This is a genomic window from Pseudomonas paracarnis (genome assembly GCF_904063055.1).
Classification (GTDB): domain Bacteria; phylum Pseudomonadota; class Gammaproteobacteria; order Pseudomonadales; family Pseudomonadaceae; genus Aquipseudomonas; species Aquipseudomonas paracarnis.
This window is the reverse complement of sequence record NZ_CAJFCN010000001.1, coordinates 538044-551857: the sequence shown is the minus strand read 5'-3', so window position 1 is coordinate 551857 and position 13814 is coordinate 538044. Positions and strand designations below refer to the sequence as shown.

Here is a 13814-nt window from a genome sequence, read left to right as displayed (position 1 = left end):
CAGGCAGCATGGCGCAGCAGTATCAACCGGGGCAACGCTGGATTAGTGACAGCGAAGCAGAGCTGGGGTTAGGCACCGTTCTGGCACAGGACGGCCGCTTGTTGACCGTGCTCTATCCGGCCACTGGCGACACTCGCCAGTATGCGCTACGGAATGCGCCCCTCACTCGCGTGAGGTTTTCGCCGGGTGACACCATCACCCATTTCGAAGGCTGGAAAATGACCGTACAGGAAGTCGACGACGTCGATGGCCTGCTGGTCTACCACGGCCTCAATGGGCAGAACGAGCAGGTCACCCTGCCGGAAACCCAACTGTCCAACTTCATCCAGTTCCGCCTGGCCAGTGACCGTCTGTTCGCCGGGCAGATTGACCCGCTGGCGTGGTTCTCGCTGCGCTACCACACCCTGGAACACACCAGCCGCCAGTTGCAGTCCTCGCTGTGGGGCCTGGGTGGCGTACGCGCCCAACCGATTGCCCACCAACTGCACATCGCCCGCGAAGTCGCTGACCGTATCGCGCCACGCGTGTTGCTGGCGGACGAAGTGGGCCTGGGCAAGACCATCGAAGCGGGCCTGGTGATCCATCGCCAACTGCTTTCGGGCCGTGCCAGCCGCGTACTGATCCTGGTTCCGGAAAACCTGCAGCACCAATGGCTGGTGGAAATGCGCCGCCGCTTCAACCTGCAGGTTGCGCTGTTCGATGAAGAGCGCTTTATCGAAAGCGATGCCACCAACCCGTTCGAAGACACCCAGCTTGCACTCGTTGCGCTGGAATGGCTGGTGGACGACGAGAAGGCCCAGGACGCGCTGTTCGCCGCTGGCTGGGACTTGCTGGTGGTCGACGAAGCCCACCACCTGGTATGGCACGAAGACAAGGCCAGCGCCGAATACTCGCTGGTCGAACAACTGGCCGAAGTAATTCCAGGCGTGCTGCTGCTGACCGCCACCCCGGAACAACTGGGCCAGGACAGCCATTTTGCGCGCCTGCGCCTGCTGGACCCGAACCGCTTCCACGATCTGCAAGCCTTCCGCGCCGAGAGCGAAAACTATCGCCCGGTGGCCGAAGCCGTGCAGGAGCTGCTGGACAAGGGCCGCCTGTCGCCAACCGCGCACAAGACCATTCAAGGCTTCCTCGGTGACGAAGGTGAAGCCCTGCTCACCGCCGTCAACGATGGCGACAGCGAAGCCAGTGCCCGCCTGGTGCGTGAACTGCTCGACCGCCACGGTACCGGCCGCGTGCTGTTTCGCAACACCCGTGCCGCGGTGCAAGGCTTCCCTGAGCGCAAGCTGCACGCCTACCCGCTGCCGAACCCGGACGAATACCTCGAACTGCCCCTGGGCGAACACGCCGAGCTGTACCCGGAAGTCAGCTTCCAGGCGCAACCGGATGTCGAGGAAGAGAACCGCTGGTGGCGCTTCGACCCGCGGGTCGAGTGGCTGATCGACCAGCTGAAAATGCTCAAGCGCACCAAGGTTTTGGTGATCTGCGCCCACGCCGAAACCGCCATGGACCTGGAAGACGCCCTGCGCGTGCGCTCCGGCATCCCGGCCACGGTGTTCCACGAAGGCATGAACATCCTCGAGCGTGACCGCGCCGCCGCTTACTTTGCCGATGAAGAGTTCGGCGCCCAGGTGCTGATCTGCTCGGAAATCGGCAGTGAAGGCCGCAACTTCCAGTTTTCCCATCACCTGGTGCTGTTCGACCTGCCGTCCCACCCCGACCTGCTGGAACAGCGCATCGGGCGCCTGGACCGGATCGGCCAGAAACACGTGATCGAACTGCACGTGCCGTACCTGGAAACCAGCCCGCAAGAACGCCTGTTCCAGTGGTACCACGAAGCGCTCAATGCCTTCCTCAACACCTGCCCGACCGGTAACGCCTTGCAGCATCAGTTCGGCCCGCGCCTGCTGCCCTTGCTGGAAGCCGCCGATGACGGCGAGTGGCAAGCCCTGATCGACGAAGCCCGCGCCGAGCGCGAGCGTCTGGAGCAGGAGCTGCACACCGGTCGGGACCGTTTGCTGGAGCTCAATTCCGGCGGCGCCGGCGAAGGCGATGCCCTGGTCGAGGACATCCTCGAACAAGACGACCAGTTCGCCCTGCCGATCTACATGGAAACCCTGTTCGACGCGTTCGGCATCGACAGCGAAGACCATTCGGAAAACGCGCTGATCCTCAAGCCCAGCGAAAAAATGCTCGACGCCAGCTTCCCCCTGGGCGACGACGAAGGTGTGACCATTACCTACGACCGTAACCAGGCGCTGTCGCGCGAAGACATGCAGTTCATCACCTGGGAACACCCGATGGTGCAGGGCGGCATGGACCTGGTGCTGTCCGGTTCCATGGGCAACACCGCCGTGGCGCTGATCAAGAACAAGGCGCTCAAGCCAGGCACCGTATTGCTTGAACTGCTATATGTCAGCGAAGTGGTCGCCCCGCGCTCCCTGCAACTGGGCCGCTACCTGCCACCGGCCGCCTTGCGCTGCCTGCTGGATGCCAACGGCAATGATTTGTCGGGCCGCGTGTCGTTCGTGACCTTGAATGACCAGCTGGAAAGCGTGCCACGGGCCAGCGCGAACAAATTCGTGCAGGCGCAGCGCGACCAACTCACCCCGCGCATCAACGCCGGTGAAGAGAAGATCGCCCCGCGTCACGCCGAGCGTGTCGCCGAAGCCAAGCGTCGCCTCGCGGCAGACACTGACGAAGAGCTGGCGCGCCTGACCGCGTTGCAAGCGGTCAACCCGACCGTGCGTGACAGCGAGCTGGTCGCCTTGCGCAACCAGCGCGAGCAAGGCCTGGCCATGCTCGATAAAGCGGCACTGCGACTGGAAGCGATTCGGGTGCTGGTGGCAGGTTGATAAACCGCTGAACGTAAAAGGCCCGCTTAGTGCGGGCCTTTTTAGAGATCGTTCCCACGTTCTGCGTGGGAATGCATCATGTGACGCTCTGCGTCACGACTTTAAAGCGGACGCAGAGCGTCCAGAGCGGCGTTCCCACGCAGAGCATGGGAACGATCACTCGGTCTCACGCCGTTACCGCAGTTGCCGGCACCTCAACCGCACTCAACCCTTCCTTCATCCGCTTGGCATCACGCACAAAACTGCGCGAGGCCTGGAACAGAAAAAGCATGGTCAAGAACAGCGCTACCGGAATCAGGTACATGGCGTCATGCAAGCCCACCGCTTTATAAGCCTCGGTCATCTGCTGCGCCCCGGCCGCATACATCGCCGAATGGGCAAAGTGATCGGACAGCGCCCCAACCACCACCGGCCCCATGCCACCGCCGAGCAAATACAGCCCAGCAAAGAACAGCGCCATCGCCGTCGCGCGCAAACGCGGTTCGACCACGTCCTGGATCGCGGTATACACGCAGGTATAGAAGTTGTAGGCAAACAACCAGCCCACACTGAACAGCGCGACAAACACCCCGATTTCGACGCGCCCGGCATGCAATGCCCAGGCGGTGGTGCCCGTGGAGATGATCAAGCTGAAGGCGGCAAACAACAATCGACCATTGGCGACCCGCTGATGAATCTTGTCGGCAATCCAGCCGCCCAGCGTCAGGCCCACCAAGCCGGTCAGGCCGACAATGACGCCCGTCGCGACGGCCGCGTCCTGCAACGGCATGAGGAAATAGCGTTGCAGCATCGGCACCAGGAATGAGTTGCACGCATAGGTGGCAAAGTTAAAGCACAGCCCGGCCAGCACCAGCCACAGGAAGGTCGGCACGGCCAGCACGCGGCGGATCGGGCGGTCGACGCGCGCCTGGGAGACCTGCACGGTTTCCGCCGCGCCGCGCTTGGGTTCTTTTATGTAGAACATAAACACCGCCAGGATCAGCCCCGGCACCGCTGCGATAAAGAAGGGCGCGCGCCAGCTGTCGAACGCCTTGACCATCGCACCGATGGTAAAGAACGCCAGCAACAGGCCCAACGGCAGGCCAAGCATGAAAATCCCCATGGCTCGGGCACGGCGGTGGGCGGGAAAGAGGTCGCCAATCAGCGAATTGGCCGCGGGTGCATAGCTGGCTTCGCCGATGCCAATGCCCATGCGCACCAGCAGGAAGGTCCAGAAACTGCCGACCATGCCGTTAACCGCCGTCAGCCCGCTCCAGGCGAACAAGCCCCAGCCCATCAACTTGCTGCGTGAGCCGGTGTCGGCCAGGCGCCCGAGCGGTAGCCCGGCAATGGCGTAGACGATGGTAAAGGCGGTGCCGATGATACCGAGCTGAAAGTCGCTCAAGTGCCATTCCATGCGGATCGGCTCGATGATAATCGCGGGGATGGTGCGATCGAAGAAGTTGAACAGGTTGGCCAGGAACAGCAGGAACAGAATGCGCCAGGCATTCGCCGCTTGGGTCGAGTTCTGCATGGGTCCGTCTCTTTTATTGTTATGAGAGCTGTGATGCCCGATGCATCCTGCCCGGTACCTGCAACATAGTCAGGTAAGGCGGGGTTGTCTGTAATGATTCGTAAAGCTGATAGGGCATGATTTCAGCCGGCAACACGGGGATTTGTCCCACGAAAATATAAGTGCGTACCCCCCTTCCCAACGGCCATGGCACGGATAGAATGGCGAGCCTTCCTGTAACACCCCCACCCTACTTTCTTATTGATGACGCCCATGTCCGAAGCCAGTCCGTGTCTGAATTGCGGTGCCTGCTGTTCACACTTTCGCGTGTCCTTCTTTTGGGGTGAGTGCGCCTCGTCCGGGGGCACGGTGCCCGATGACCTGGTGGTGCAGATCAACCCCAGCCGCGTGGCGATGATCGGCACCGACCGCAAACCGGCACGGTGTTGCAGCCTTGAAGGTGAAGTCGGACAGGCCACCAGCTGCTCAATTTATGAGCAGCGCTCCAGCGTGTGTCGCGAGTTCGAGGCGTCCTGGAGCCAGGGCGTGCAAAATGTCGATTGCGACGCCGCCCGTGCCGCATTCGGCCTGGCCCCGTTGGAGGCCCCGCACTTCGAACTCGACCTGCCCATCAGCGCTTAGCACCAAACGCTATGGACGGCATATCAAAATAATTTGAGATCAAAACGCCATTACTCATGGCAAATCTCGAGAGACTTCTATACTCGACCTCATAGGTCATCGCCGCTGGCAGTGACATGGCTCTGTGACGGGATAAGCTATGGAATGGCTGGGGCAGCATTTTTTTACCGACCTTCCAGACAGCGGGCATTTATTGCTCAACTGCAGTCATAACCCGTTTCTGGTGCTGCTGGCGTACCTGGTCGCCTGCGCGGCGGGTTTCGGTACCCTGGACATGGCCGAACGTGTGGGCCATGTCGAAGACCCCACCGCCCGCCGCCATTGGCGCTGGCTGGGTGCCGGTTGCCTGGCAGGCGGCATCTGGTCGACCCACTTCATCAGCATGCTGGCCTTCCAGGCCCCCATCGCCATTCACTACGAACTGATCATGACGTTCGCCTCGCTGCTGATCGCCCTGATCGCCTCGTTGCTTGCCATGCAGACCCTCAGTCATACCCACCTGCGCTTTCATCAGTACCTGGTGGCTTCGGTGTGGATGGGGCTGGGTATCGCGTTGATGCACTACGTGGGCATGTCAGCCATGCGCTCCCAGGCCCAGGTGTACTTCGAAACACGGCTGTTTTTGGCCTCGGTGGCGATTGCCATGGGCGCCAGCCTGGCCGCATTGTTGCTGTCCAGTTACCTGCGCAACGGTGCCGGCGTGTTTCACCAACTGCTCAAATACGCCGCCAGCCTGGTGCTGGGCGCCGGGATTCTGAGCATGCACTTCACCGGCATGGCGGCTATGCAAATGCTGGTGCCCAGTGGCGCGGATCTTTCGTTACCGGCGGATAACAACCCGATTCAACTGGGCCTGTCGGTCGCCATGATCACCTTGCTGGTAATCGGCAGCAGCATCAGCGCAGCCCTGGCCGACAAGAAGTTGCAACACAAGGAGCGTGACCTGCGTCGGGTCAACGCGCTGCTCAGCGAACTCGACCAGGCCCGCGCTTCGCTGCAACAAGTGGCCCACTTCGACGCATTGACCAGCCTGCTTAACCGCCGTGGTTTCAATCAGATCTTTGCGGAAAAAGTCGCGCAAAAAACCCGCAGCCAAGGCATGCTGGCGGTGATCTTCCTTGATATCGACCATTTCAAGCGTATCAACGACAGCCTGGGCCATGACGCGGGCGACCAGTTGCTCACAGTGCTCGCCGGGCATATCAAGGGCTCGATACGCAGCCATGAAGATGTAGTGGCACGCTTTGGCGGCGATGAGTTCTGCATCCTGGTCAATATTCATCACCGCGACGAAGCCCGGCACATGGCCCAGCGCATCATGCAGAAGATGAAAGAGCCCATCGAACTGGCCGGCCGACGCATGGTGATGACCACCAGTATCGGTATCAGCCTGTTCCCCGAGGACGGCCACACCTGCGAAGAGCTGCTGAAAACCGCCGACCTGGCGCTGTACCAATCCAAGGATGCGGGGCGCAATTGTTTGAACTTCTTCAGTTCCAACCTTAAAACCCGTGCCTTTCTTGAGCTGCAACTGGAAGAAGAACTGCGCGCCGCCTTGCGTACGCGCAGCCAGCTGGTGCTGTTTTATCAACCGATCTTTGACATGAAACTGGGCAAGGTCACACGCCTGGAAGCCCTGGTGCGCTGGCAGCACCCCCAACACGGGCTACTGGCCCCGGACCGCTTTATCGGCATCGCCGAGAACAACGGACTGATCGCCGAGCTGGACCACTGGGTATTGCGTCAGGCCTGTCACGACCTGAGCCTGTTGTCTGACCGGGGCTACACCGAGCTGATCATGGCCGTGAATTGCTCGGCGCTGAACCTGGCGCGTGACGAACTGGCCGATGAAATCGAAGACGCCCTGCGCTTCGCCGGCATAGGCACCAACCGCCTGGAACTGGAAGTCACTGAAAACGCGTTGATGGGCAACATCAGCAGTACCTTGGCGCTGTTGCGGCAGATCCGCGCCCTGGGTGTGTCGCTGGCCATTGATGACTTCGGCACCGGCTATTCGTCGCTGGCTTACCTCAAGCGCTTGCCGCTCAACACTTTGAAGATCGACCGCTCGTTTATCCAGGACATCCCCAAGTCCACCGCAGACAGTGAAATTGTCCAGGCGATTATTGGCATGGCCCACACCCTGCACTTGCAGGTGGTCACCGAGGGCGTGGAAACCCAGGCGCAGTTCGAGCTGCTGCTCAAGCATGGCTGCGACTACATCCAGGGCTACCTGCTCAGCCCGGCGGTGCCTTTCGATGACATCATCGGCGTGATGCAGGGCATTGCCATGCGCAATCCGTTATATCTGCCAAGCGTGGAAGGCAACGACGCTGCGCAGCCAAAAGACCCGGCGCCAGGGCGTATCGGCTCGCCTTCTATTGTCAGGCCGATTCGCTGAGACCCGGGCACGGGGAGTGGTGGTGTGATCGTTGCTTCTCTTCACGCCGCGTCATACCCGGAAACAATTGCCCCACTCATTCCTTCTGCCCTCAACTGTTCCCGTGACGCTTACGTCACCCTCGGCTGTGACCTTTCTCTACGGCAAGGTGCCATCACGCGTTGAGCGGTTACTCGGCTACACACTTCACTCCGTGAAAAATACGCACCTTTTTCGTGCGCGCCATTATTACCGCGCCCTTTCCTGGATCAGGATCCACGGCGAGACCACTACAGCCCATAAGCTTGGATCCCCTTCCACCAGGTCTAATGCCCGCGTCGCAGACACCTCGCCAAGGGTGCCTGCAGCCAGCCAGGCGGCGACTTTGTCACGGTTGTCTTCGGCCATTCCTTCGGCGGCCTCGATCAAATCCAGGCCGGCATCGACCCACAATAGGGCACCCTTGGCAAAGAACGGTTCAAGCTCCTTCCAGGAAATTTCGGCGGTTTCACCGAGCAGCTTGGCATAGAGGGTGCTTGGTTCTTGCGTCATGGGAATTCACCTGAGTAAAAAATCGGCGCAATCATAGCCCCGTCGCTCAGGCAGAAAAACCCAGTAGCAAATGAAGTAGCGATTGAAACTGCCAGGAAAGCCACGGAATGCCTTGAAAGCTATCAGCAACCCGGCGCAATTCTGTCTTTTTCTTTCACTTAAGCGACACACCCAGGTTTTGCCCCCAGCTGCCAGCTTTTCAAGCGATCAACCGGCGCTCTACACTGTACCGGTACAGTTGCCAGGGCAATGCCGGGGGGATATCCGCGATATCTAATCCGGTTCTGCAGCTCACAAGGCCGCTAGAACTATAAAAAATACAACAGTAAGAGTGGAGCACTATGAATAAGGCTACTAAGCAGATTTCCAAACTGTTTGCCGCTATGGTCCTGGCTGGGGTTGCCGGCCATTCGTTCGCAGCCGACACCATCAAGATCGGCATCGCCGGCCCCAAGACCGGTCCGGTGACGCAATACGGCGACATGCAATTCATGGGTGCCAAGCAAGCCATCGCAGACATCAACGCCAAGGGCGGCGTAGACGGCAAGATGCTTGAGGCCAAGGAATACGACGACGCTTGCGATCCAAAGCAAGCCGTGGCCGTTGCCAACAAAGTGGTCAATGATGGCGTCAAGTTCGTCGTCGGCCACCTCTGCTCCAGCTCCACTCAGCCAGCGTCGGATATTTATGAAGACGAAGGCGTCATCATGATTACCCCGGCCGCCACAAGCCCTGAAATCACTTCCCGTGGCTACAAGCTGATCTTCCGCACCATTGGTCTGGACAGCGCACAAGGCCCGGCAGCCGGCAACTACATCGCCGACCACGTGAAACCGAAAATCGTCGCCGTCCTGCACGACAAGCAGCAATACGGTGAAGGTATCGCCAGCGCCGTGAAGAAGACCCTTGAAGAAAAAGGCACCAAGGTTGCCGTCTTCGAAGGCCTGAACGCCGGTGACAAAGACTTCTCCTCGATCATCCAGAAACTCAAGCAAGCCAACGTCGACTTCGTCTACTACGGCGGCTACCACCCTGAGCTGGGCCTGATCCTGCGCCAAGCCAAGGAAAAAGGCCTGAACGCCAAGTTCATGGGCCCGGAAGGCGTCGGCAACGACTCCATCTCGCAAATCGCCCAAGGTGCATCCGAAGGCCTGCTGGTGACCCTGCCGAAGTCCTTCGACACCGACCCGGCCAACAAAGCCATCGTTGAAGAGTTCGCCAAGAACAAGCAGGACCCAACCGGTCCGTTCGTGTTCCCGGCCTACTCGGCGGTTGAGGTCATTGCCGGCGGTATCAAGGCCGCCAAGAGCGAAGACACCGCCAAAGTGGCCGAGGCCATCCATGCCGGTACCTTCAAGACCCCTACGGGCGACCTGAGCTTCGACGCCAAGGGCGACCTGAAGGACTTCAAGTTCGTGGTCTACGAATGGCACTTCGGTAAACCAAAAACCGAAGTTTCCCCTCAGTAAGCCAGGCGTTACTGGTCAACAAGCCCACTGTGCAAGCAGTGGGCTTTGTTTTACGAGGTTTATGGGCCATGTCACCCGCGATCCGGGCGCTGGCTCACCTGAAAATCTTAAAACCGTCACCAGCGGTTCGCTGGCAAACGCTTTGTGCAACCTGGTCACAGAACAGGGCACCGAGCCGGAAATGACTCCACCAGTGAAATGCGTATCGGGTTTTTAGGAGCGCTGTAATGCCTGAGATCTATCATTTTTTCCAACAGCTGGTTAATGGCCTGACCATTGGCAGCACCTATGCCTTGATAGCCATTGGCTACACAATGGTTTACGGCATCATTGGAATGATCAACTTCGCCCATGGCGAGGTGTACATGATTGGTTCCTACGTGGCCTTTATCGCCCTTGCCGGGCTGGCCATGATGGGGATCCACTCCCTGCCGCTGTTGATGACCGCTGCGTTCCTGGCGTCGATCATCGTGACCAGTGCCTATGGCTACAGCATCGAGCGGGTTGCCTACCGTCCCTTGCGTGGCAGCAACCGTTTGATCCCGCTGATTTCTGCCATCGGCATGTCGATTTTCCTGCAGAACACCGTATTGCTGTCCCAGGACTCCAAGGACAAGTCCATTCCCAACCTGATTCCGGGGAGCATCTCCTTCGGCCCGGGTGGCGCACAAGAAGTGCTGATTTCGTACATGCAGATTCTGGTTTTCGTGGTCACCCTGGTGGCCATGCTGGGCCTGACGCTGTTCATCTCTCGCTCCCGTCTGGGCCGCGCCTGCCGGGCCTGCGCCGAAGACATCAAGATGGCCAACCTGCTGGGCATCAACACCAACAACATCATCGCCCTGACCTTCGTCATTGGTGCTGCGCTGGCGGCCGTGGCGGCCGTGTTGCTGAGCATGCAATACGGCGTGATCAACCCCAACGCCGGCTTCCTGGTGGGCCTCAAGGCCTTTACCGCAGCGGTATTGGGCGGCATCGGCAGCATTCCGGGCGCCATGCTCGGCGGGCTGGTGCTGGGTGTGGCCGAAGCCTTTGGCGCCGATATCTTCGGTGACCAGTACAAGGACGTCGTCGCGTTCGGCCTTTTGGTTCTGGTGTTGTTGTTCCGTCCGACCGGCATCCTGGGCCGTCCGGAGGTTGAGAAAGTATGAGCAGATATCTTAAATCGGCGTTTTTCAGCGCCTTGCTGGTATGGGCCGTGGCCTTTCCGGTACTCGGCCTCAAGCTGAGCATTGTCGGCATCAACCTGGAGGTGCACGGCACCGGGCCAGTGACCCTGACCATCATCGCCCTGTGTTCGGTGCTGATGTTCCTGCGTGTACTGTTCACGCAGCAGGTCGGTGCCTTGTTCAAGGGCAACCGTGGCCCGTTGGTGTCGCCCAAGGTCAGCCAATTTCTGACCCTGCCGCGCACCCAGCGCTACATCATCATCGGGTTGATCATCGCGGCGCTGATCTGGCCGTTCTTCGGCTCGCGCGGCGCGGTCGACATTGCCACCCTGATCCTGATCTATGTGTTGCTGGGCCTGGGCCTGAACATCGTAGTGGGCCTGGCCGGCCTGCTCGACCTGGGTTATGTGGGCTTCTACGCCGTGGGTGCCTACACCTACGCGCTGCTCTCGCACTACCTGGGCTGGAGCTTCTGGATCTGCCTGCCACTGGCCGGTATGGCAGCGGCTACGTTCGGCTTCCTGCTGGGCTTCCCGGTGCTGCGCCTGCGCGGTGACTACCTGGCCATCGTGACCCTGGGCTTCGGGGAAATCATTCGCCTGTTCTTGCGTAACCTCACCGATATCACCGGTGGCCCCAACGGTATCAGCAGCATTCCCAAGCCGACGTTCTTCGGGCTGTCGTTCGACCGCACCGCCGCCGAAGGCATGCAGACCTTCCACGAGTACTTCGGGATTGCCTACAACCCGGTGAGCAAAGTGGTGTTCCTGTACCTGGTCGCGCTGTTGCTGGCATTGGCGGCTCTGTTCGTGATCAACCGCCTGCTGCGCATGCCCATCGGGCGCGCCTGGGAAGCGTTGCGCGAAGATGAAATCGCCTGCCGCGCCCTGGGCCTGAACCCGACCATCATCAAGCTATCCGCGTTCACCCTGGGCGCTGCGTTCGCAGGCTTTGCCGGCAGCTTCTTTGCCGCTCGCCAAGGCCTGGTGACGCCGGAATCGTTCACCTTTATCGAGTCGGCGATCATTCTCGCCATCGTGGTATTGGGTGGCATGGGCTCGCAACTGGGCGTGATCCTGGCGGCCATCGTGATGATCCTGCTGCCGGAAATGATGCGTGAGTTCAGCGAATACCGCATGTTGATGTTCGGCGCCATGATGGTGCTGATGATGATCTGGCGCCCTCAAGGCCTGCTGCCCATGCAACGTCCACACATGGAGCTGCGCAAATGAGCCGCGAGATCCTGAAAGTCGAAAACCTGAGCATGCGCTTCGGCGGTTTGCTAGCGGTCAATGGCGTGGCCCTGACCGTCAAAGAGAAACAAGTGGTAGCACTGATCGGCCCCAACGGCGCCGGCAAGACCACGGTGTTCAACTGCCTCACCGGCTTCTACAAGCCGAGCGGCGGCAGCATCCTGCTGGACGGCCAGCCGATCCAGGGCCTGGCCGGTCACGAGATCGCTCGCAAGGGCGTGGTGCGTACCTTCCAGAACGTGCGGTTGTTCAAGGACATGACGGCGGTCGAGAACCTGTTGATCGCCCAGCACCGTCACTTGAACACCAACTTCTTCGCAGGTCTGTTCAAGACCCCGGCGTTCCGCAAGAGCGAGCGCGAGGCCATGGAATACGCGGCGTACTGGCTGGACAAGGTCAACCTGACCGAGTTCGCCAACCGCCCGGCAGGCACCCTCGCCTACGGCCAGCAGCGTCGCCTGGAAATCGCCCGTTGCATGATGACCCGCCCGCGCATCCTGATGCTCGACGAACCTGCCGCGGGCCTGAACCCCAAGGAAACCGAAGACCTCAAGGCGCTGATCAGTGTGCTGCGTGAGGAAAACAATGCCACGGTGCTGTTGATCGAACACGACATGAAACTGGTCATGAGCATCTCCGACCACATCGTGGTGATCAACCAGGGCACGCCGCTGGCCAATGGGACGCCGGAGCAGATCCGCGACAATCCTGAAGTGATCAAAGCCTACTTGGGGGAAGCGTAAAATGCTGCAATTCGAAAACGTTTCCACTTTCTACGGCAAGATCCAGGCCCTGCACAGCGTCAACGTCGAAGTACGCCAGGGTGAGATCGTGACCCTGATCGGCGCCAACGGGGCTGGCAAATCGACCTTGCTGATGACCTTGTGCGGTTCGCCGCAAGCCTACAGTGGCAGCATCCGCTACATGGGTGAAGAACTGGTGGGCAAGCACTCCGCCGAGATCATGCGCAAGAGCATTGCGGTGGTGCCGGAGGGCCGTCGGGTGTTTTCGCGCCTGACCGTGGAAGAGAACCTGGCCATGGGTGGGTTCTTTACCGACAAGGGCGATTACCAGGAGCAGATGGACAAGGTGCTGCACCTGTTCCCCCGCCTCAAGGAACGCTTCAGCCAGCGCGGCGGCACCATGTCCGGCGGCGAGCAGCAAATGCTCGCCATCGGCCGGGCGCTGATGAGCAAGCCCAAGCTGTTGTTGCTGGACGAGCCTTCCCTGGGCCTGGCACCGATCATCATCCAGCAGATCTTCGACATCATCGAACAACTGCGCAAGGACGGTGTGACGGTGTTTTTGGTGGAGCAGAACGCCAACCAGGCGCTGAAAATCGCTGACCGTGCCTATGTGCTGGAGAATGGCCGGGTGGTGATGCAGGGCACTGGCGAGCAATTGCTGACGGATCCGAAGGTGCGGGAGGCGTACCTCGGCGGCTAAGAAAGAGCAAGTTCTAAATGGGAGCTGGCTTGTGTGGGAGCTGGCTTGCCTGCGATAGCATCACCCCGGTGTATCTGAAGAACCGAGGCGTTTGCATCGCGGGCAAGCCCGACTCCCACATTTTCTTTGTATAAGCCATTAAATAGGTGTTGTTTTGCAGTTTTTTTCGATGGCTTTGTAACGAATTCCCTCCCCCTTTCTCTAGTGGTGCATGCAGGCAATCAAGCCTGCGCATTCAACCACTGCTGGAGACACACCATGACCACCAAACTGTCCGCTGCCACCCTCGTCCTGGCCCTTGGGTCTGCCCTGAGCCTGTCCGCCCTGACCACCACCGCCCACGCGGCCGACGACATGCAGAAATGCTTCGGCGTGGCTGAAGCCGGCAAGAATGACTGCGCCGCGGGCGCCGGCACTTCCTGCGCTGGCACCTCCAAAACCAAAGACCAGGCCAATGCCTGGAAGCTGGTCCCCGCCGGCACGTGCACCCAGACCCCAAGCACCACCTCGCCGACCGGTTTTGGCCAGGAAGCGGCCTTCACCGCCAAATCCTGAA

At 60.1% G+C, this 13814-nt stretch carries 11 protein-coding genes; 9 read left to right on the top strand and 2 right to left on the bottom strand.

Annotated elements, in window-relative coordinates:
* The first annotated feature begins 8 nt into the window (after positions 1-8).
* The gene (rapA, locus tag JMV15_RS02465) at positions 9-2855 is read left to right on the top strand and encodes an RNA polymerase-associated protein RapA (RefSeq protein ID WP_014717285.1); all 2847 of its coding nucleotides are present in this window, start codon (positions 9-11) and stop codon (positions 2853-2855) included.
* A 166-nt stretch (positions 2856-3021) separates the two neighbouring features.
* Here rapA and JMV15_RS02460 read toward each other — a convergent pair whose 3' ends face one another.
* Positions 3022-4368 carry a spinster family MFS transporter gene (locus JMV15_RS02460; RefSeq protein ID WP_038449346.1) on the bottom strand — a complete coding sequence of 449 codons (1347 nt, stop codon included), beginning with the start codon at positions 4366-4368 and terminating at the stop codon, positions 3022-3024.
* A gap of 252 nt (positions 4369-4620) precedes the next feature.
* Between JMV15_RS02460 and JMV15_RS02455 the strand changes: the two genes are divergently transcribed.
* Both JMV15_RS02455 and JMV15_RS02450 read left to right on the top strand, forming a co-directional pair.
* On the top strand, positions 4621-4989 hold the full coding sequence (locus tag JMV15_RS02455) for a YkgJ family cysteine cluster protein (RefSeq protein WP_014717283.1): 369 nt from the start codon (positions 4621-4623) through the stop codon (positions 4987-4989).
* Between the two features lie 139 nt (positions 4990-5128).
* Positions 5129-7390 (top strand): putative bifunctional diguanylate cyclase/phosphodiesterase, encoded by a 2262-nt coding sequence (locus JMV15_RS02450; protein WP_201491252.1) that lies wholly within the window; start codon positions 5129-5131, stop codon positions 7388-7390.
* Positions 7391-7618: 228 nt separating this feature from the next.
* On the opposite strand, the gene JMV15_RS02445 is transcribed toward JMV15_RS02450, so the two are convergent.
* Positions 7619-7921, bottom strand: coding sequence for a DUF2288 domain-containing protein (locus tag JMV15_RS02445; protein ID WP_201491251.1), 303 nt, complete (start codon positions 7919-7921; stop codon positions 7619-7621).
* A 341-nt stretch (positions 7922-8262) separates the two neighbouring features.
* On the opposite strand from JMV15_RS02445, the gene JMV15_RS02440 reads away from it, so the two are divergent.
* From JMV15_RS02440 to JMV15_RS02415, 6 genes are all read left to right on the top strand, one after another.
* Positions 8263-9390: a branched-chain amino acid ABC transporter substrate-binding protein gene (locus tag JMV15_RS02440; RefSeq protein ID WP_038449342.1), complete on the top strand. Its 1128-nt coding sequence runs from the start codon at positions 8263-8265 to the stop codon at positions 9388-9390.
* A 227-nt stretch (positions 9391-9617) separates the two neighbouring features.
* The gene (gene livH / locus JMV15_RS02435) at positions 9618-10541 is read left to right on the top strand and encodes a high-affinity branched-chain amino acid ABC transporter permease LivH (RefSeq protein WP_003193535.1); all 924 of its coding nucleotides are present in this window, start codon (positions 9618-9620) and stop codon (positions 10539-10541) included.
* A complete protein-coding gene (locus JMV15_RS02430; RefSeq protein ID WP_014717278.1) occupies positions 10538-11791 on the top strand; it encodes a high-affinity branched-chain amino acid ABC transporter permease LivM in 1254 nt (417 codons plus the stop codon). Before livH ends, JMV15_RS02430 begins: the two co-directional genes overlap by 4 nt.
* Positions 11788-12555, top strand: a complete 768-nt coding sequence (gene livG, locus JMV15_RS02425) for a high-affinity branched-chain amino acid ABC transporter ATP-binding protein LivG (protein WP_003193538.1) — start codon at positions 11788-11790, stop codon at positions 12553-12555. Before JMV15_RS02430 ends, livG begins: the two co-directional genes overlap by 4 nt.
* Before the next feature lies 1 nt (position 12556).
* Positions 12557-13258: an ABC transporter ATP-binding protein gene (locus tag JMV15_RS02420; protein WP_003193540.1), complete on the top strand. Its 702-nt coding sequence runs from the start codon at positions 12557-12559 to the stop codon at positions 13256-13258.
* Positions 13259-13516: 258 nt separating this feature from the next.
* Positions 13517-13813: a BufA1 family periplasmic bufferin-type metallophore gene (locus JMV15_RS02415; RefSeq protein WP_014717277.1), complete on the top strand. Its 297-nt coding sequence runs from the start codon at positions 13517-13519 to the stop codon at positions 13811-13813.
* Position 13814: the final 1 nt, after the last annotated feature.

Bases quoted from the DNA above. Each gene is read 5' to 3' on its own strand.
- rapA (WP_014717285.1), top strand. From the start codon at position 9: ATGGCGCAGCAGTATCAACCGGGGCAACGCTGGATTAGTGACAGCGAA.
- JMV15_RS02460 (WP_038449346.1), bottom strand. From the start codon at position 4,368: ATGCAGAACTCGACCCAAGCGGCGAATGCCTGGCGCATTCTGTTCCTG.
- JMV15_RS02455 (WP_014717283.1), top strand. From the start codon at position 4,621: ATGTCCGAAGCCAGTCCGTGTCTGAATTGCGGTGCCTGCTGTTCACAC.
- JMV15_RS02450 (WP_201491252.1), top strand. From the start codon at position 5,129: ATGGAATGGCTGGGGCAGCATTTTTTTACCGACCTTCCAGACAGCGGG.
- JMV15_RS02445 (WP_201491251.1), bottom strand. From the start codon at position 7,921: ATGACGCAAGAACCAAGCACCCTCTATGCCAAGCTGCTCGGTGAAACC.
- JMV15_RS02440 (WP_038449342.1), top strand. From the start codon at position 8,263: ATGAATAAGGCTACTAAGCAGATTTCCAAACTGTTTGCCGCTATGGTC.
- livH (WP_003193535.1), top strand. From the start codon at position 9,618: ATGCCTGAGATCTATCATTTTTTCCAACAGCTGGTTAATGGCCTGACC.
- JMV15_RS02430 (WP_014717278.1), top strand. From the start codon at position 10,538: ATGAGCAGATATCTTAAATCGGCGTTTTTCAGCGCCTTGCTGGTATGG.
- livG (WP_003193538.1), top strand. From the start codon at position 11,788: ATGAGCCGCGAGATCCTGAAAGTCGAAAACCTGAGCATGCGCTTCGGC.
- JMV15_RS02420 (WP_003193540.1), top strand. From the start codon at position 12,557: ATGCTGCAATTCGAAAACGTTTCCACTTTCTACGGCAAGATCCAGGCC.
- JMV15_RS02415 (WP_014717277.1), top strand. From the start codon at position 13,517: ATGACCACCAAACTGTCCGCTGCCACCCTCGTCCTGGCCCTTGGGTCT.